Below are 18383 nucleotides of genomic sequence, written 5' to 3'. Positions count from 1 at the left end.
TTAAGATCCGATCACTTGTTTCATAAGTTTTTGACTCGACGTATCCATTCCAACTACGTCCACCTCTACACCAGCTGTACGATATTTTTCCTTCACACGTTCAATTGCGGCCACACCTGATTCGTCCCATATACGCGCTTCAGACAAATCAATCACAACCGTGTTCAGGTCGTTTCCATGATGGAAGGCTTGAATCAATTCAGTCACGGAAGCAAAGAAAATTTGACCCTTAATTCGATAAACCCATGTACCAGCTTGGCTTTCTGTAGAGGTAATATGGAGTTTTGATATTTTAGCCACAAAGAATACGGCACTAAGCAGCACCCCTGCAAAAACACCCTTGGATAAATCATGAGTGAACACCACCGTCACGACCGTGACAAGCATCACAAGAGAATCTGTTTTTGGGTTCTTTTTCAGCTGCTGGAATGAACTCCAATCAAAGGTACCAATAGAAACCATGATCATGACAGCCACAAGAGCAGCCATTGGAATTTGAACGACTACATCACCCAAAACAAAAATCAATACCATTAAAAATGCACCAGCAACAAAGGTAGAAAGCCTGCCTCGTCCCCCTGCCTTTGTATTAATCACAGATTGACCAATCATCGCACAGCCAGCCATACCGCCAAAAAATCCTGCCACCACATTGGCAATTCCTTGGCCTCTCGCTTCCTTATTTTTACGACTAGACGTTTCCGTCATATCATCTACAATTTGTGCTGTTAATAAAGATTCAAGTAAACCAACCATCGCAAGTGCTAAGGAATAAGGAAAAATGATAGCAAGTGTTTCCCAGCTAAACGGTACATTGGGAATAAGAAAAGTTGGCAAAGAGCTAGGAAGCTCTCCCATGTCCCCAACCGTTCTGACATCAATATGCCCAAATACAGCGATCATCGTCATCACAATAATTGCAATAAGTGGAGAGGGAACAACTTTGATGACCATCGGTAATACATAAATGATGAACAAAGCGCCACCTGTCATGATATACATAGCCATGGATTCCCCAACGAAATGCGGCAGCTGTGCCATGAAGATCATAATTGCCAACGCATTGACAAAACCAACCATCACAGACCTCGGAATAAATTTCATCAGACGAGACACTCGGCACACTCCAAACACAATTTGAATCAAGCCTGTTAAAATCGTAGCTGCGAACAAATACTGCAATCCATGATCTGCAATTAAATTGACCATGACCAGCGCCATAGCACCAGTAGCGGCAGAGATCATACCTGGCCGTCCACCAACAAACGAAATCACAATCGCGATACAAAACGAAGCATACAAACCGACCTTAGGATCAACGCCCGCAATAATCGAAAACGCAATCGCTTCAGGAATCAAAGCCAAGGCCACTAAAATACCCGCCAGCACATCCTGACGCACATATCCAAACCATTCTTGCTTTACAAATAAATCTTTCAAACCATCTACTCCTTTTTATATACATACCGTACAAGGAAAAAGAAGGCGAATAAAACCCGGAGATACAGAAAGGAACAAACAATAACCATTCAATTTCGGGGAAAAAGAGGAACGTACAGAGTCTTTTGTTAGAGAGGATAATCATCACTTTAGTAAGAATATAAGAAAGGAACTAAGGAATCAAGCACAAAAAGAAGGAATGTGTAGAAAATTGATACAAAGCTTACTTACCAATCGATTTATTCCATTCATGAGTCTATTTGTCACTGAGCATGTCCAACATTTAAAACAAACAACAAAAGCCCCTATATAAAAGGGGCTTTTGGTTGATTAACGTAATAATTGAAGTACGTTTTGCGGCTGTTGATTCGCTTGTGCAAGCATAGCTTGAGACGCTTGAGAAAGAATGTTGTTCTTTGTGAACTCACTCATTTCTTTCGCCATGTCAACGTCACGAATACGAGACTCAGCAGCAGTTAAGTTTTCAGCAGATGCACCCAAGTTGTTAATCGTGTGCTCTAGACGGTTTTGTACTGCACCAAGTTTTCCACGTTGAGCAGATACTTGGTTAATAGCTGCATCAACAATACTTAGTTGAGTATCAAAACCAACATCAGTAGCATCTGCTGCATTATCAGCAAACTTTCTTACATCGATGTCTTTAATCGCTTGATTCGCTACAATTCCATTAGCACCTTTCACTCCCAATGCATCTGTACTCATTTTATCAATATGAACTGAGATTTGTTGAGTTGCATTAGCACCGATTTGGAACACTAAAGCATTACCACTTGCTGGAACTGCAGGTGTACCTGTATCTGGATCATCTGGATCTGTCGGCGGAATTGCTGGTGTTCCTGGGGTTCCTTTAAACGAACCATCTAATAATTTTTTACCGTTAAACTCTGTACGATTTGAAATTCCATCTACTTCTTCTTGTAAAGCTTTAATTTCATCTTGGATAGATTGAAGGTCAGACTCTTTATCCTGTGTACCAGTATTTCCAGCTTGAACGACTAATTCACGAACACGTTGAAGGATTGAGTGAGTTTCAGTCAATGCCCCCTCAGCTGTTTGGATAAGAGAGATACCGTCCTGTGCGTTTTTTGAAGCCATTTCTAATCCGCGAATTTGTCCACGCATTTTTTCAGAGATTGCAAGACCTGCTGCGTCATCTCCTGCACGGTTGATTTTAAGACCAGAAGAAAGTTTCTCCATGTTCTTTTGGCTCGCACCGTTGTTTGCAGACAAACGGTTTAATGTGTTAAGTGCCGCGATATTGTGGTTAATTCTCATTTCCTATTACCTCCATGTAATTTTTTTCGAGCTTGTCTACAAAGTCCATTTAGATGAGAAGCTCTTCCTTAGAATTTCCGATTTCTAAGGCATGTGTATAGTAGTCATACAGATCACCTTTTGGCTCTCTAACTTTACTACTATCTGCAACACCAGTTATGGCAATAATCATGAAATCTCCTTCTATTAATGCTCACCATAACAAAGAGTATTGTGTTACCTACTATAGACAGACCTACCACATATTTTAGTTTGTGGAAATTGTTTATTTCACAAATTCGACACATTTAAAATGCATAAAAGGAAAATGAAATTCTATCAACTACGTTTTCAGGAGGAGAAACATAATTAGTGTAAAATTGTGTGGAAACAATACTTTTTCATATACCTAGAATCACTCGATAAAGTAACAGAGAAAAGAAAAAGGATTTTGAGATAAGGATTCACTTCAAAAAAAGAACGTTGAAAAATAACATCAAAAAAGCCCCTGTTCTCTATGATCAGAGGCTTTACCTTTTTCACTTTTTCAATGCTTTTTGAAGAGCTGCTTTTATCTTCGAACCGTTCCATCTTTTATGTGGCACAACGTTGACCAATGGAATGCCTTGCTCTGTCATCAACTAGACGAATTAGCATTGTACGTTCTCAACTACCTTTTTATATTTAAATAAATAGTGGGAGCGATTCGCAAAAAAGCACGATATAAGAAAATTCATTTGCATGATATGCGTCACACTCATGCTACTATGCTAATAAATCAAATCGGCAAAATATCTGGGTTTAATATCAAATCTGTCTATCATCGTTTAGGTTATGCAGAAGCTATATCAAACTTATTGCAAATTCGATAATGCGTCCCCATTGCGTCCCCCAGCAATTAAAAAAGACATAAAAAAAAGCCTTCTCATCATCGAGAAACCTTGTCAGAACAATATTTAGAGGAAAGCTTCCAAGCGGGCTCGAACCGCTGACCTCTTCCTTACCATGGAAGTGCTCTACCTACTGAGCTATGGAAGCATGGCTCCGCAGGTAGGACTCGAACCTACGACCGATCGGTTAACAGCCGATAGCTCTACCACTGAGCTACTGCGGAATGGATAAAGTAACTTCTTCCATTGGAAGGATATAAACAAAAAGCTTGGCGGCGTCCTACTCTCACAGGGGGAAACCCCCAACTACCATCGGCGCTGAAGAGCTTAACTTCCGTGTTCGGTATGGGAACGGGTGTGACCTCTTCGCTATCGCCACCAAACCTGATGGAGAGAATGTTCTCTCAAAACTAGATAACAATGTTCATTTTTCACATTAGAATATAGGTTAAGTCCTCGATCTATTAGTATCTGTCAGCTCCACGTGTCACCACGCTTCCACCTCAGACCTATCAACCTGATCATCTTTCAGGGATCTTACTTCCTTGCGGAATGGGAAATCTCATCTTGAGGGGGGCTTCATGCTTAGATGCTTTCAGCACTTATCCCGTCCGCACATAGCTACCCAGCGATGCCCTTGGCAGAACAACTGGTACACCAGCGGTGCGTCCATCCCGGTCCTCTCGTACTAAGGACAGCTCCTCTCAAATTTCCTGCGCCCGCGACGGATAGGGACCGAACTGTCTCACGACGTTCTGAACCCAGCTCGCGTACCGCTTTAATGGGCGAACAGCCCAACCCTTGGGACCGACTACAGCCCCAGGATGCGATGAGCCGACATCGAGGTGCCAAACCTCCCCGTCGATGTGGACTCTTGGGGGAGATAAGCCTGTTATCCCCGGGGTAGCTTTTATCCGTTGAGCGATGGCCCTTCCATGCGGAACCACCGGATCACTAAGCCCGACTTTCGTCCCTGCTCGACTTGTAGGTCTCGCAGTCAAGCTCCCTTGTGCCTTTACACTCTGCGAATGATTTCCAACCATTCTGAGGGAACCTTTGGGCGCCTCCGTTACATTTTAGGAGGCGACCGCCCCAGTCAAACTGCCCACCTGACACTGTCTCCCTGCCCGATAAGGGCAGCGGGTTAGAAGGTCAATACAGCCAGGGTAGTATCCCACCGATGCCTCCACCGAAGCTAGCGCTCCGGTTTCCAAGGCTCCTACCTATCCTGTACAAGCTGTACCAACATTCAATATCAGGCTGCAGTAAAGCTCCACGGGGTCTTTCCGTCCTGTCGCGGGTAACCTGCATCTTCACAGGTACTATAATTTCACCGAGTCTCTCGTTGAGACAGTGCCCAGATCGTTGCGCCTTTCGTGCGGGTCGGAACTTACCCGACAAGGAATTTCGCTACCTTAGGACCGTTATAGTTACGGCCGCCGTTTACTGGGGCTTCAATTCGCACCTTCGCTTACGCTAAGCGCTCCTCTTAACCTTCCAGCACCGGGCAGGCGTCAGCCCCTATACTTCGCCTTACGGCTTCGCAGAGACCTGTGTTTTTGCTAAACAGTCGCCTGGGCCTATTCACTGCGGCTTCTCGGGGCTTTAACACCCTAAGAAGCACCCCTTCTCCCGAAGTTACGGGGTCATTTTGCCGAGTTCCTTAACGAGAGTTCTCTCGATCACCTTAGGATTCTCTCCTCGCCTACCTGTGTCGGTTTGCGGTACGGGCACCTCTCACCTCGCTAGAGGCTTTTCTTGGCAGTGTGGAATCAGGAACTTCGCTACTAAATTTCGCTCGCCATCACAGCTCAGCCTTCACGGGAAACGGATTTGCCTATTTCCCAGCCTAACTGCTTGGACGCGGATATCCAATACCGCGCTTACCCTATCCTCCTGCGTCCCCCCATTGCTCAAATGGTGAGGAGGTGGTACAGGAATATCAACCTGTTGTCCATCGCCTACGCCTTTCGGCCTCGGCTTAGGTCCCGACTAACCCTGAGCGGACGAGCCTTCCTCAGGAAACCTTAGGCATTCGGTGGACGGGATTCTCACCCGTCTTTCGCTACTCATACCGGCATTCTCACTTCTAAGCGCTCCACCAGTCCTTCCGGTCTGACTTCACTGCACTTAGAACGCTCTCCTACCACTGTTCGTAAGAACAGTCCGCAGCTTCGGTGATACGTTTAGCCCCGGTACATTTTCGGCGCAGAGTCACTCGACCAGTGAGCTATTACGCACTCTTTAAATGGTGGCTGCTTCTAAGCCAACATCCTGGTTGTCTAAGCAACTCCACATCCTTTTCCACTTAACGTATACTTTGGGACCTTAGCTGGCGGTCTGGGCTGTTTCCCTTTCGACTACGGATCTTATCACTCGCAGTCTGACTCCCAAGGATAAGTCATCGGCATTCGGAGTTTGACTGAATTCGGTAACCCGGTAGGGGCCCCTAGTCCAATCAGTGCTCTACCTCCGAGACTCTTACCTTGAGGCTAGCCCTAAAGCTATTTCGGAGAGAACCAGCTATCTCCAGGTTCGATTGGCATTTCACCCCTACCCACACCTCATCCCCGCACTTTTCAACGTGCGTGGGTTCGGGCCTCCATTCAGTGTTACCTGAACTTCACCCTGGACATGGGTAGATCACCTGGTTTCGGGTCTACGACCACGTACTCATGCGCCCTATTCAGACTCGCTTTCGCTGCGGCTCCGCATCTTCTGCTTAACCTTGCACGGGATCGTAACTCGCCGGTTCATTCTACAAAAGGCACGCCATCACCCGTTAACGGGCTCTGACTACTTGTAGGCACACGGTTTCAGGATCTATTTCACTCCCCTTCCGGGGTGCTTTTCACCTTTCCCTCACGGTACTGGTTCACTATCGGTCACTAGGGAGTATTTAGCCTTGGGAGATGGTCCTCCCGGATTCCGACGGAATTTCACGTGTTCCGCCGTACTCAGGATCCACTCTGGAGAGAACAACATTTCAGTTACAGGGCTGTTACCTTCTTTGGCGGGCCTTTCCAGACCTCTTCGCTTATATCGTTCCTTTGTAACTCCGTATAGAGTGTCCTACAACCCCAAGAGGCAAGCCTCTTGGTTTGGGCTGTTCCCGTTTCGCTCGCCGCTACTCAGGGAATCGCATTTGCTTTCTCTTCCTCCGGGTACTTAGATGTTTCAGTTCCCCGGGTATGCCTTCTCATACTCTATGTATTCAAGTATGGATACTACTCCATTACGAGCAGTGGGTTTCCCCATTCGGAAATCTCCGGATCAAAGCTTGCTTACAGCTCCCCGAAGCATATCGGTGTTCGTCCCGTCCTTCATCGGCTCCTAGTGCCAAGGCATCCACCGTGCGCCCTTTCTAACTTAACCATTTCTTACTTTAGAAAGAATCACTATGTGTGATGAACTTTGCATTGCATTCAATGTGAATGTATTACTTATTGTTATCTAGTTTTCAAAGAACAATCCTGTCTCGCTAGAGACATGTTTGAAGGAATGATCCTTCAAAACTAAACAAGACGAAAACGCACGCTGCTCCATATATCCTTAGAAAGGAGGTGATCCAGCCGCACCTTCCGATACGGCTACCTTGTTACGACTTCACCCCAATCATCTGCCCCACCTTCGGCGGCTGGCTCCATAAAGGTTACCTCACCGACTTCGGGTGTTGCAAACTCTCGTGGTGTGACGGGCGGTGTGTACAAGGCCCGGGAACGTATTCACCGCGGCATGCTGATCCGCGATTACTAGCGATTCCAGCTTCACGCAGTCGAGTTGCAGACTGCGATCCGAACTGAGAACAGATTTGTGGGATTGGCTAAACCTTGCGGTCTCGCAGCCCTTTGTTCTGTCCATTGTAGCACGTGTGTAGCCCAGGTCATAAGGGGCATGATGATTTGACGTCATCCCCACCTTCCTCCGGTTTGTCACCGGCAGTCACCTTAGAGTGCCCAACTGAATGCTGGCAACTAAGATCAAGGGTTGCGCTCGTTGCGGGACTTAACCCAACATCTCACGACACGAGCTGACGACAACCATGCACCACCTGTCACTCTGTCCCCGAAGGGAAAGCCCTATCTCTAGGGTTGTCAGAGGATGTCAAGACCTGGTAAGGTTCTTCGCGTTGCTTCGAATTAAACCACATGCTCCACCGCTTGTGCGGGCCCCCGTCAATTCCTTTGAGTTTCAGTCTTGCGACCGTACTCCCCAGGCGGAGTGCTTAATGCGTTAGCTGCAGCACTAAGGGGCGGAAACCCCCTAACACTTAGCACTCATCGTTTACGGCGTGGACTACCAGGGTATCTAATCCTGTTCGCTCCCCACGCTTTCGCTCCTCAGCGTCAGTTACAGACCAGAGAGTCGCCTTCGCCACTGGTGTTCCTCCACATCTCTACGCATTTCACCGCTACACGTGGAATTCCACTCTCCTCTTCTGCACTCAAGTTTCCCAGTTTCCAATGACCCTCCCCGGTTGAGCCGGGGGCTTTCACATCAGACTTAAGAAACCGCCTGCGAGCCCTTTACGCCCAATAATTCCGGACAACGCTTGCCACCTACGTATTACCGCGGCTGCTGGCACGTAGTTAGCCGTGGCTTTCTGGTTAGGTACCGTCAAGGTGCAAGCAGTTACTCTTGCACTTGTTCTTCCCTAACAACAGAGCTTTACGATCCGAAAACCTTCATCACTCACGCGGCGTTGCTCCGTCAGACTTTCGTCCATTGCGGAAGATTCCCTACTGCTGCCTCCCGTAGGAGTCTGGGCCGTGTCTCAGTCCCAGTGTGGCCGATCACCCTCTCAGGTCGGCTACGCATCGTCGCCTTGGTGAGCCGTTACCTCACCAACTAGCTAATGCGCCGCGGGTCCATCTGTAAGTGACAGCCGAAACCGTCTTTCATCCTTGAACCATGCGGTTCAAGGAACTATCCGGTATTAGCTCCGGTTTCCCGGAGTTATCCCAGTCTTACAGGCAGGTTACCCACGTGTTACTCACCCGTCCGCCGCTAACATCCGGGAGCAAGCTCCCTTCTGTCCGCTCGACTTGCATGTATTAGGCACGCCGCCAGCGTTCGTCCTGAGCCAGGATCAAACTCTCCGAAAAGTACAAAACCGAAGTTTTGTTTTTCGCCAGTTTGACTGACTACCTATGATGTATCATAGGATTTTTTTATAAAAACTCGAATTAACAGGTACATTTTGTCTTGTTTAGTTTTCAAAGATCATCTTCGCCGTTCTTAGCGACTTTAATAATATAACATTTCGCTTCATCTTATGTCAATAACTTTTTTCAAGTTTATTTCCCGAAGCGTTTGTGTTTGTCACTGTGTGTCAGCGACGATTAATAATATATCACGAAAACATTCTGTTGGTCAACGCCTTTTCAGAACTTTTTTTAAAATAGTTTTATTGTGCATGTTAAACCCTTGTCCTGCATACAATCAAGTAACAATCTTGGACAAGGCAGGAGTGTTTGAATTGAGTCGATTATATGTGTTGCCTATTAAACGGCTGAAGCAAGTAGTCATTATTCTTGTAGCAGCCCTTGCAGCTGCAACCTTTTTTTATGTACAAAAGGCACCGCCGCTGTCGGTATTTAAGACAGAACAAGGACCCCGAGCAATTTATAAAGGAGAGACCTCATCAAAACACGCATCCCTTACGTTTAATATTGGCTGGGGAGATGAGAAGGCTGTTCCTATTTTAAATGTCCTCCGAGAGTACGATATAAAGAACGCCACTTTCTTTCTGTCTGCTTCTTGGGCTGAGCGTCACCCAGATATTGTGAAAAGGATTAAAGAGGACGGCCATCAAATTGGCAGCCTTGGCTATGCATATAAAAATTATAGCCAGCTTGAAGAAAACGAAATTAAGCGTGATCTTGTCCGTGCACAAAATACATTTCAAAAGCTTGGACTGGAAGACATTCAATTATTAAGACCGCCAACTGGGCAATTTAATGAAACGGTATTGAAAATTGCAACACAGTATGGCTATACCGTTGTCCATTACAGCATCAATTCTCAAGATTGGCTGAACCCGGGCGTCGACCAGATTGTTCATAATGTAAATGATCGAATGAAAAGCGGAGACATTATTCTCCTTCACGCCTCAGATTCAGCCACCCAAACCGCTCAAGCCTTACCAGCCATTTTAAAACACTTAAAAGACAAAAATTTAAGAAACGTCACGGTTGGCGAGCTTATCTCTAATACAAAAACAAAGTCAACTGAGGTTAAGTAGCTTTTGCTTTTGAAAACCGCGGCATAGCTAATAACTGAAACGCATTACAACCTAATAGCGGAAATAGCATTAAATATAGCCAGTCCTCTTCATTGACTCTAAGCGCCGGAAACCATTCTAACGACGTGATGACGACCATGAGAAACATTGCAGAAATAAATGTTTTCTTAGAGGACTGCTGCTGTTTAAAATAAGACACGATCAATGCAAACACACCGATAAAAACAGGCAGCCACAAGTATGGAAGAAATGATTCATTCTCCCCGAAAAACAAAAACCGCAAATAAGCTAAATCAAACAGCACGAAAATCACAAGGAATAACTGAATGGTATTCCATAAAGAATGCGACCTGAAAATCTCCAGCGCAAACCGGTGCACTGTCAAAAAGACAACAAACCCCATCTGACTGATTACACTAAAGATCATCCCCACACCAATAAACCAAAATAACACAGACGCAATCTCTAAAATCTCAAACGATACAAACAGCTTCTGATATTTCCCCCACTCCAGCGCAAAACCTACCACGCTTGTAATGACCGCTCCAACAGCCAGCACAGAGAAGAAAAAACGAACTAAATCCCGACTTTTCATTGAATTGACCCAACCCCTATTTTTGTTATGTATAAATTCACGTGAAACATTCATATTAAAAGTAAGACATGTAACGAAAGGAGCCACAGTATGTCAAAAGGCATCTTGCGTATAATGAGCTGTTTTCTTCTTTTATCTCTAACAGCTTGTGCTCCCAAAACCCAATCCTCATCTAATATGGACTATGACGAAACGAAAAAAATGGTCGTCGATATTTTGAAAACAGATGACGGTAAAAAGGCCATTCAACAGTTATTAAATGACGAGGCAATGAATGAAGCTTTGGTAATGGATGAACAAACTGTGAAAAAAACAATAGAGAAAACACTAACTTCTGATAAAGGCAAAGAGTTCTGGAAGAAGGTCTTTGAGGATTCTAAATTTGCCGAGACTTTCGCAAAATCCATGCAGCAACAGCATGAAAAGATGTTAAAACAATTGATGAAGGACCCTGACTATCAACAGATGATGATGGATATTCTCAAGGATCCTGAAATGGAAAAGAAATACGGTGAACTGGTCAAAAGCAAAGAGTTCAGAAAGCACTTAGAGAAAGTCATCACAGAAACATTAAGCAGCCCTCTCTATAAGAAGAAATTCGAAGATGAGCTAAAAAAAGCAGTCTCTGAAAGCAGCAATGATTCCGGTTCACAAGGAAGCGGCAGTTAAACATCACCCGAGTGGCACAAGGTCCACTCGGGATTTCATTATGCTTTTACTGCTAATTGTTCAATGACTTTATTGGCAATGTGTTGATACACTTCCCCTGTCGGATGACTCGCATCATAGACAGAAGGTGCAAAATCGTCCTCATTCCAATCAGGCTGTCTTAAAGGGATTTGACCAAGAACTGATACACGCAGCTCCTCCGCCAGCTTGTCCCCGCCGCCTTTTCCAAAGACATATTCCTTCTCACCTGTTTTTTTGCTTTCATAGTAACTCATATTCTCAACGACCCCTAGCACCTCGTGATCTGTTTGCAGTGCCATTGCGCCTGCTCTAGCAGCAACGAAAGCCGCTGTTGGATGCGGTGTCGTCACAATGATTTCTTTACAGCTCGGAAGCATCGTATGAATATCAAGTGCTACATCACCTGTTCCAGGCGGAAGGTCTAATAGTAAGTAATCTAATTCTCCCCACTCTACTTCGTGGAAGAAGTTATTTAGCATTTTACCAAGCATCGGTCCTCTCCAAATGACCGGTGCGTTTTCTTCAACAAAAAAGCCCATTGAAATCACTTTGACGCCAAAGCGTTCCACAGGAATAATCTTTTCCCCTTTAACTGTCGGTCTGACGGTGATTCCCATCATATCCGGTACGCTAAAGCCGTAAATATCAGCATCGATCAGTCCCACTTTTTTCCCTAGACGAGCCAGTGCCACAGCCAGGTTAACGGAAACAGTTGATTTCCCAACGCCGCCTTTTCCACTCGCAATCGCTAAGAACACAGGCGGATTTTTAGAGTTGAGCAAATTTTCTTCCTCATCCTGGGACGGCATAAACTTTTCAAGCGTTTCTTGAGGCAGTTCTTCAAAACGAAGTCCTACAGTGTTCGCGCCCGCTGCTTTTAAAGCTTGTACGATGTCTTGCTGCAGCTTCATCTGCTCAGCAGTGCCTGTCTTGGCAATCGCCACTTTTAAGCTCACATGTTCTTTTTCAGGCTTTAGGCTGATTTCCTTGATGGCATCCAGCTCACCAAGCGGTATATGAAGGAAAGGTTCGTCCATCTTCCCAACTAGTTTTCTCACATCATCTTGTCCGATCATAGCAGAACCTCACCCTTTATTGAATTCGTTTACAATCCAAGTATATCATACATATCCTTACAATGTCTGTCCTCTTTGCCTGCGATAAACAGGAAAAAGCCCCTTATTCAGGCGGCTCTTTTTGCTCTGTTAAATATCTGAGAATGCCTTTATAAATCGAAGCAGCAATTTGATCCTGATATTTAGGAGTCGCCAGCTGACCAGCCTCTTTTGGATTCGATAAAAATCCGATTTCGACAAGCGCTCCTGGCTTCGTGACATTTTGCATTAAATAAATCCCATTGATTCGCTTCGCCTTGCGATCTGTGTTTTCAAGGTTGTTGCGCAATTCATCTTGAATGAACTTCGCTGCTTTTTCATTCTCTTCATACTTTCCGTAAAAGAACGTCTGTGCCCCGCTCCATTTGTTCGATGGGATCGCATTTAAATGAATACTTAAATAGAGATCTGCTTCAGACTCATTGATGACTTTCACACGGTTTCTCAAATCCTCCGCTTTCTTTCGGGCATAACTCTTTGTATTCTTTGATGATAAATCAGAGTCATCTTCCCGGGTCATGAGAACAAGCGCTCCCTGCTCCTGCAAATAGTCTCTTATCTTCATGGACACATCCAGTGCAATCTCTTTTTCGAGCAACTCGCCGCCAACAGCACCGCCATCTGGACCGCCGTGACCCGGATCTAAATAGATGATCTTGCCGCTCAAAGGCAAGTTCCACGATTTCCACGAATCATCATTTAGAAACTGAAATCTGAATAAGAATAAGAGGACAATAAACCCGATTAAAAACCCTGTCCATTTCAGCTTTCTTTTCATCCCTGTCCCTCCCATACACCATTATTTTATAGATATGGGACAAGGGCTGGAAATATGCTTAGTGCAGTCGAAGCTTATGCCTTTTTTCTGATTCCCGAAAGCCTTCCTGCCACCATATGCTTAAAAATTCCTTCGCAAATGGATACAGACACGACATCTTACGCTCCATTCGGAACATATTCCCCCACGATTGCAAACACCCTGCTAGCTCCTCAACCAGCTCATCTTCTTCATGAACTGACCGCTTTTTTATATCATCGAATGATTCACCATACTTACTCGACTCACCGTATCTCCCACCTGCTAAAAAAGCCTCAATGGCGAAATCAATACAGCCATCACTCATAATCCCAGCTGGATCATCTGCAAATGGGAACAGCTTCCTCGTGAATTTCTCGGAAGCGACCGTCACCTGTTGAAGAGACAATGTACGCAACAGCTTCTTTTCAAGCGTGACATCTCGTTTTGTTTTCAATTGATAAAATGAAAGAACTTCTGCCATGGACTGAACTCCTTTTTTTCTTTGTATTGTTCGTTGGTTTGAACAAAACATGCAGTTCAGTAAATGGAAATCAATGCGCTAACGGATTGGAAAATTGTGATAAAATGAACATTTATATATAGAAAGAATAGAAAAGGGGCAAAATTCATGAAGAAGTGGATGTATATCCTGTTGCTACTAACAGTCGTCTTATCTGGATGCGGCAGTCAAGCAACCGAGCAAAAGAGCGACATAAAAGAAATAGAAGACATATCATTAAAACAGCTTTCCAAACACAAAAATTCTTATATTGGAGACAATGGAGCAGTCGGCGCTATTTTATCAGATCTTCCAGGTAACGTGATTCGCGAGTATGAAATCGTAGATGAAAAAGCGCTAAAAGTGACATACGGCGTGAAAGAAAATACCAATGATACAGAAGAACAATTTGATGCATTTTGGTTTGATAAGAAGGATACCATTGAAAAAAACTACTTATATAATGCATTGGCACTTTTTATTCTTATCGATAACGTGGAGCAAGTGACACTCAAGATGAACGCTAAAGACGAGCCATCCGTCACGTTTAAAAGAAAACAGCTAGAAAAAAAGCTGCCTCACTCTTTTAAAGTGTACAAAGACGATACAGCGCTTTGGCAAAAGGAACTGGTTGATGGAGTTGTGAAGTCAAAAGAGAAACGTCAAGATGTATACAAAGCGTTTCCCATCAAGAAATAATAAGAACAGAGGGGCGTCACCCTCTGTTTTTTGATAATTATGTAGTAAAAGCTTGAATCAATCGTTGTCGAAAGTTTTGATCTGCTACTACGGTAAGTATAAATTCATCGAACACTTCCCCCATCCAGTGAGAATTCTCCGCTTTCAGGTCATTGATGAATAGAGAAATTGATATAGTTGATGTATCCGTTTTTCGATATAAAGCAGCTGTGAAAACAAACAACGTCGCTCCGCCTTTATACCAAATATATTGATCTGTTTCCGTCTTCAATGTTTCTCCCAGCACAATTTGGCTAAAAAGACCCTTTTCTTCTGTTGTTAACAGCTCATCCTGTAGACGTTTCATAAAATGTGCATATTGATTCGTTGTAGACCTTGTCATCTTTTGCGTCAGTAATGATTGAATACGCAAGCTTAACAAGTTCTTTTTCATCAATTTTTCTTCTAACGCCTTTTTATGCTCTGGGTCATTTTTCATGATATTCAAAATCTCAATCATCAGAGATTTGTATTGTTCATCAGTTACATCGCTTATTTGCTTTAATGCATCCTGCTCATGATCAGATACATAGGCTGGCCACAACACCTTGGGTGTCAGCGGCATGAGTTCATCATGTTCTGTAAGACCTGCTTGTTTCATCTGATTATTGATCTTCTCTAAGCCCAGCAGGTCAATCAAATAATCAGTACAAGCATTCGAACTGAATTGCATCATCCCTTTGGCAACATCTAATAAAGTTGCATGCTCAGAAAAATCGTTGACCTCTAGCCAGTATGTGTGAGCACCGCCATCGGTTCTATCAATATAAAACCGCTCTATATCAGACAATGCCACTTTTTCATTTAGCTTGATGTCACCGCTGGATACAGCTTTAACAAAATGAAACAAAACCATTAATTTCATCGTACTTGCAAGTGGTGTTTTTTGATTACCATTCCATTCTAATACCACATCTTCATTTTCAATAATTGTTACTGATACGTTCTTTTTGTTTTTCCTGACAAATGTCAAAAGATCCTCTTTTGTTTTCTTCAAATGTTTCTCCTTTCCAAACCACTATAGATTCTCGTCTCCAATATAACAAATATTTGAAACAAAGGCACAAAAAAGCAAAGGGTTGTGAATACCTTTGCTTCTTGGTGTGTTTATTTACGAAGAAGATGCAGTTTCATCCCATCATGCGTAGCTTCAAATCCCAACTTTTCATAAAAACAGCGTGCTTCTGGCCTCTGTTTGTCAGTTGTCAACTGAATCATATGACACCCACGGTCATTTGCGCGTTGAATAGCCCATTTTATCAACAATGTGCCAATTCCTCTTCCTCTATGAGTCATGGCTGTACGAACTCCTTCTATTGAAGCTCTCCATCCACCTTGATACGTTAGAAATGGAATCATTGTTAATTGGAGAACACCGACTACCTCTTCCCGATCACAAGCGACGATTAATTCATTATTGGGATCCGCTTCGATCGAATGAAAGGCATTGAGGTAGCTTTCTAATAATGGACGAGTGTAGCGTTCTCTCTTTTGGCCTAATTTGTCACCTGAAAGCATAAAAACGATGTTGTCGAGGTCTCCTTGGACGGCTTCTCTAAATGTCAATTGATTCAGATTCAATGAACACACCTCCTATCACGGAATGGAAACCTTTATTCATTTGCCAAAATACCAATTAATAGCGTTCTCATATAAAATTCTATCCACCGCTTCCTCATCAAACATCCGTTGAATCAATTCAATATCACCGTATTCAAATGGCCGTTTTGCCCTTGTAGAGGGCAGGTCTGTACCAAACATCAGTGCATCAGGATTCGCTTGATAAATAGACGTCAATGCCTGTTCAACCTTTAAATCTACACGTCCAAAGCCTGTTGCTTTCACACGAACCCCTTTTTCAACCAGCTTGAGCAAATGCGGCAAGCCTTCTTCCGATAAACCTAAATGATCAATCGAAACGGCCGGCAGCTGTTCAAGCGTTGATGAGATGTCAGGGAGATGCTTAGCGTCTATGTAAATCTCACTATGCCACCCAGCCAGCTCATACACCCTTCTCGCAAAATAGTCGAGCTTTGAAATATCTTCCGAACCACCCCGCTTCACATTAAAACGTAAAGCCTTTACCCCTTGTTGATTCAGTTGAACAATCTCATCATCGGCTGCGGTAAAAGGTAATTGAGTCACACCGCAAAAAGCCGGTCCCATTTCATCTAGTGCTTTCAACAAATAGCCTTGATCAAAGCCCTGAAATGACCCTGATACAATTGCTCCACCTACAATCCCCAAATCAGCCGTCTCTCTCCTATAATCATTCACCACATAACTCGGCGGTGTATATCCTTGGTTTTCTTGAATGGGAAAATCAAAATCAATGATATGAAAATGTGCATCAAAGATCCTCATGCCCGCGCCCCTCTTCTGCTTATTTGACCTGATTATATCAATAGAGAAAGCCAAGGGATATTTGGAATGACGAATTACTTCATATCATGAAAACTTATCAAGTTTTCCATTCCTCTCGTAAGATGGCATAATAAAACTCATCCCACCACTCATTTCCTTGTGGTATACATTTTTTAAAATATCCCTCTCTCCTCATCCCCATTTTCTCCATCACTCTCCACGATGGCACATTTTCAGGCTGACAAGTGGCAATGATTCGATGTAAATTCATTGTGTGAAAACCATGATGTAGGACAGCAAATGCAGCTTCTGATGCATAGCCTTTGTTTTGATATGCAGAATTGAAGACCCAGCCAATTTCATATGTGTGCTCACCAAAGTAAGGATGAAACACGATATGCCCGATGCATGTATGATCTTCTTTTAATAGCACAGCAAAATTCTTGCCCGTCTTAAGACGATTATTTTTGACAAATTCCTGCGCCTCTTCTTTAGAAAAAACACCTTCTGGCATATACTTCATCACCACCGGATCAGATGTATATGCATAGACATTCTGCCAATCATCCTCAGTAAATGGTCGAATGAGACATCTTTCTGTTGTTAGATTCATAAATGCCATCCCCCTTTAACATCATTTTTTAAACAGAAACCTAACTATGACCCTATTTTATATGTTTCCAGACAGAAAAAAACACAAATAAAAAAGCACCAGCAAGATGCTGATGCTTTTCATATAGGGTTTGTCTGTACAAACCTTTGTAAAACGTCCATACAATATAAAATTGATTAACGTTTTGAGAACTGAGGTGCGCGACGTGCGCCTTTAAGACCGTATTTCTTACGCTCTTTCATACGAGAGTCACGAGTAAGAAGTCCAGCACGTTTAAGTGGTGTACGGTACTCAGGATCTACTTCTAGAAGAGCACGAGAGATACCGTGACGAATTGCTCCAGCTTGACCAGAGAATCCACCACCGTGAACATTTACAAGAACATCGTAGCTGTTAGCTGTTTCTGTGATGTTCAAAGGCTGTTTCACGTCTTCGATTAAAGCAGCGAATGGAATGTATTCAGTAATTTCACGATTATTAACGACGATACGGCCTTCACCTGGAACTAAGCGAACGCGCGCTACAGAACTTTTACGACGACCTGTACCGTAATATTGAACCTGTGCCAAATTGTTAACCTCCCTTATAATTAACCGCGAAGTTCGTAAACTTCAGGTTGTTGTGCTTGATGTGGATGCTCAGAACCACGGTACACATTTAATTTTTTGAACATTTGACGACCTAGTGGACCCTTTGGAAGCATACCTTTGATAGCAAGCTCCAACATTTTTTCAGGGTAGTTTGTACGCATCTCAAGAGCAGTTCTTTGTTTCAAACCACCTGGGTGCATCGTATGACGGTAGTAAATTTTGTCCGTCAATTTCTTACCTGTTAATTCAATTTTCTCAGCATTGATGATGATCACGTGATCACCTGTGTCAACGTGTGGTGTATAAGTTGGTTTGTGCTTACCGCGCAAAAGTGATGCTACTTCAGTAGAAAGACGACCTAGAGTCTTACCTGCCGCATCAACCACTAGCCATTTGCGCTCAATTGTGCTTGCGTTCGCCATTGGTGTTGTACGCATGAGTTTCCCTCCTAAATAAATCAATGAATTTTCCTGAATCAAATGCTACGTTCTATTTCAAAACACAGATAAGTCTTCCGGGGCTTATTTGTGG

Annotated in this window: 16 protein-coding genes, 2 tRNA genes and 3 rRNA genes; 3 read left to right on the top strand and 18 right to left on the bottom strand. The window is 43.7% G+C overall.

Annotated features, from left to right (window positions below; all coding sequences use genetic code 11):
* The 8 genes from MHB38_RS01000 to MHB38_RS00965 all read right to left on the bottom strand — a co-directional run bounded on the left by MHB38_RS01000 (position 1) and on the right by MHB38_RS00965 (position 8710).
* Complete coding sequence (locus MHB38_RS01000) at positions 1 to 1440, bottom strand: SulP family inorganic anion transporter (RefSeq protein WP_060831999.1); 1440 nt, start codon at positions 1438 to 1440, stop codon at positions 1 to 3.
* A 330-nt stretch (positions 1441 to 1770) separates the two neighbouring features.
* Complete coding sequence (gene hag, locus MHB38_RS00995) at positions 1771 to 2736, bottom strand: flagellin Hag (RefSeq protein ID WP_017358869.1); 966 nt, start codon at positions 2734 to 2736, stop codon at positions 1771 to 1773.
* A gap of 49 nt (positions 2737 to 2785) precedes the next feature.
* Positions 2786 to 2908, bottom strand: coding sequence for a hypothetical protein (locus MHB38_RS00990; protein ID WP_265153615.1), 123 nt, complete (start codon positions 2906 to 2908; stop codon positions 2786 to 2788).
* A gap of 772 nt (positions 2909 to 3680) precedes the next feature.
* Positions 3681 to 3753 (bottom strand) — tRNA-Thr (locus tag MHB38_RS00985).
* 1 nt (position 3754) lies between these two features.
* Positions 3755 to 3829: transfer RNA gene (locus tag MHB38_RS00980), tRNA-Asn, on the bottom strand.
* A gap of 43 nt (positions 3830 to 3872) precedes the next feature.
* Positions 3873 to 3988, bottom strand: a 5S ribosomal RNA gene (gene rrf, locus MHB38_RS00975).
* A 61-nt stretch (positions 3989 to 4049) separates the two neighbouring features.
* Positions 4050 to 6980: ribosomal RNA gene (locus MHB38_RS00970) — 23S ribosomal RNA — on the bottom strand.
* Positions 6981 to 7161: 181 nt separating this feature from the next.
* Positions 7162 to 8710 (bottom strand): 16S ribosomal RNA (locus MHB38_RS00965).
* The 16S, 23S and 5S rRNA genes sit together here with 2 tRNA genes alongside, the layout of an rRNA operon.
* 374 nt (positions 8711 to 9084) lie before the next feature.
* On the opposite strand from MHB38_RS00965, the gene pdaB reads away from it, so the two are divergent.
* Entirely contained in the window at positions 9085 to 9849 is a 765-nt protein-coding gene (pdaB, locus tag MHB38_RS00960) for a polysaccharide deacetylase family sporulation protein PdaB (protein WP_017366469.1), read from the top strand.
* Here pdaB and MHB38_RS00955 read toward each other — a convergent pair.
* Positions 9842 to 10444 (bottom strand): KinB-signaling pathway activation protein, encoded by a 603-nt coding sequence (locus tag MHB38_RS00955; RefSeq protein WP_008345196.1) that lies wholly within the window; start codon positions 10442 to 10444, stop codon positions 9842 to 9844. The genes pdaB and MHB38_RS00955 overlap by 8 nt on opposite strands.
* 90 nt (positions 10445 to 10534) lie before the next feature.
* On the opposite strand from MHB38_RS00955, the gene gerD reads away from it, so the two are divergent.
* Positions 10535 to 11113 (top strand): spore germination lipoprotein GerD, encoded by a 579-nt coding sequence (gerD, locus tag MHB38_RS00950; RefSeq protein WP_007496366.1) that lies wholly within the window; start codon positions 10535 to 10537, stop codon positions 11111 to 11113.
* 38 nt (positions 11114 to 11151) lie between these two features.
* Here the strand turns inward: gerD and MHB38_RS00945 are convergent, their stop codons facing one another.
* The 3 genes from MHB38_RS00945 to MHB38_RS00935 all read right to left on the bottom strand — a co-directional run bounded on the left by MHB38_RS00945 (position 11152) and on the right by MHB38_RS00935 (position 13529).
* Complete coding sequence (locus tag MHB38_RS00945; RefSeq protein WP_007496365.1) at positions 11152 to 12210, bottom strand: Mrp/NBP35 family ATP-binding protein; 1059 nt, start codon at positions 12208 to 12210, stop codon at positions 11152 to 11154.
* Between the two features lie 103 nt (positions 12211 to 12313).
* Positions 12314 to 13027, bottom strand: a complete 714-nt coding sequence (gene cwlD, locus MHB38_RS00940) for an N-acetylmuramoyl-L-alanine amidase CwlD (protein ID WP_046526520.1) — start codon at positions 13025 to 13027, stop codon at positions 12314 to 12316.
* A 58-nt stretch (positions 13028 to 13085) separates the two neighbouring features.
* On the bottom strand, positions 13086 to 13529 hold the full coding sequence (locus MHB38_RS00935; protein ID WP_052320835.1) for a YbaK family protein: 444 nt from the start codon (positions 13527 to 13529) through the stop codon (positions 13086 to 13088).
* 147 nt (positions 13530 to 13676) lie between these two features.
* Between MHB38_RS00935 and MHB38_RS00930 the strand changes: the two genes are divergently transcribed.
* Positions 13677 to 14246: a DUF4825 domain-containing protein gene (locus tag MHB38_RS00930; RefSeq protein WP_052320836.1), complete on the top strand. Its 570-nt coding sequence runs from the start codon at positions 13677 to 13679 to the stop codon at positions 14244 to 14246.
* A 37-nt stretch (positions 14247 to 14283) separates the two neighbouring features.
* Here MHB38_RS00930 and MHB38_RS00925 read toward each other — a convergent pair whose 3' ends face one another.
* The 6 genes from MHB38_RS00925 to rplM all read right to left on the bottom strand — a co-directional run bounded on the left by MHB38_RS00925 (position 14284) and on the right by rplM (position 18289).
* Positions 14284 to 15282, bottom strand: a complete 999-nt coding sequence (locus tag MHB38_RS00925; RefSeq protein ID WP_080995743.1) for a serine hydrolase — start codon at positions 15280 to 15282, stop codon at positions 14284 to 14286.
* A 110-nt stretch (positions 15283 to 15392) separates the two neighbouring features.
* Entirely contained in the window at positions 15393 to 15866 is a 474-nt protein-coding gene (locus tag MHB38_RS00920) for a GNAT family N-acetyltransferase (protein WP_144716681.1), read from the bottom strand.
* A 36-nt stretch (positions 15867 to 15902) separates the two neighbouring features.
* Positions 15903 to 16649 carry an amidohydrolase family protein gene (locus tag MHB38_RS00915; protein ID WP_144716680.1) on the bottom strand — a complete coding sequence of 249 codons (747 nt, stop codon included), beginning with the start codon at positions 16647 to 16649 and terminating at the stop codon, positions 15903 to 15905.
* 97 nt (positions 16650 to 16746) lie between these two features.
* Positions 16747 to 17262, bottom strand: coding sequence for a GNAT family N-acetyltransferase (locus MHB38_RS00910; protein ID WP_144716679.1), 516 nt, complete (start codon positions 17260 to 17262; stop codon positions 16747 to 16749).
* Positions 17263 to 17438: 176 nt separating this feature from the next.
* Positions 17439 to 17831 carry a 30S ribosomal protein S9 gene (rpsI, locus tag MHB38_RS00905; RefSeq protein ID WP_007496354.1) on the bottom strand — a complete coding sequence of 131 codons (393 nt, stop codon included), beginning with the start codon at positions 17829 to 17831 and terminating at the stop codon, positions 17439 to 17441.
* 20 nt (positions 17832 to 17851) lie between these two features.
* Positions 17852 to 18289: a 50S ribosomal protein L13 gene (rplM, locus tag MHB38_RS00900; protein ID WP_003217042.1), complete on the bottom strand. Its 438-nt coding sequence runs from the start codon at positions 18287 to 18289 to the stop codon at positions 17852 to 17854.
* Positions 18290 to 18383 lie beyond the last annotated feature (94 nt).

It is taken from the genome of Bacillus sp. FSL K6-3176, from assembly GCF_038003325.1.
Lineage (GTDB): Bacteria > Bacillota > Bacilli > Bacillales > Bacillaceae > Bacillus > Bacillus altitudinis.
This window is presented reverse-complemented; position numbering and strand designations above follow the sequence as displayed.

Excerpts from the sequence above, each read along its gene's own strand:
- hag (WP_017358869.1), bottom strand. The coding sequence starts at position 2,736 with ATGAGAATTAACCACAATATCGCGGCACTTAACACATTAAACCGTTTG.
- MHB38_RS00990 (WP_265153615.1), bottom strand. The coding sequence starts at position 2,908 with ATGATTATTGCCATAACTGGTGTTGCAGATAGTAGTAAAGTTAGAGAG.
- MHB38_RS00955 (WP_008345196.1), bottom strand. The coding sequence starts at position 10,444 with ATGAAAAGTCGGGATTTAGTTCGTTTTTTCTTCTCTGTGCTGGCTGTT.
- gerD (WP_007496366.1), top strand. The coding sequence starts at position 10,535 with ATGTCAAAAGGCATCTTGCGTATAATGAGCTGTTTTCTTCTTTTATCT.
- MHB38_RS00945 (WP_007496365.1), bottom strand. The coding sequence starts at position 12,210 with ATGATCGGACAAGATGATGTGAGAAAACTAGTTGGGAAGATGGACGAA.
- cwlD (WP_046526520.1), bottom strand. The coding sequence starts at position 13,027 with ATGAAAAGAAAGCTGAAATGGACAGGGTTTTTAATCGGGTTTATTGTC.
- MHB38_RS00935 (WP_052320835.1), bottom strand. The coding sequence starts at position 13,529 with ATGGCAGAAGTTCTTTCATTTTATCAATTGAAAACAAAACGAGATGTC.
- MHB38_RS00930 (WP_052320836.1), top strand. The coding sequence starts at position 13,677 with ATGAAGAAGTGGATGTATATCCTGTTGCTACTAACAGTCGTCTTATCT.
- MHB38_RS00915 (WP_144716680.1), bottom strand. The coding sequence starts at position 16,649 with ATGAGGATCTTTGATGCACATTTTCATATCATTGATTTTGATTTTCCC.
- MHB38_RS00910 (WP_144716679.1), bottom strand. The coding sequence starts at position 17,262 with ATGAATCTAACAACAGAAAGATGTCTCATTCGACCATTTACTGAGGAT.
- rplM (WP_003217042.1), bottom strand. The coding sequence starts at position 18,289 with ATGCGTACAACACCAATGGCGAACGCAAGCACAATTGAGCGCAAATGG.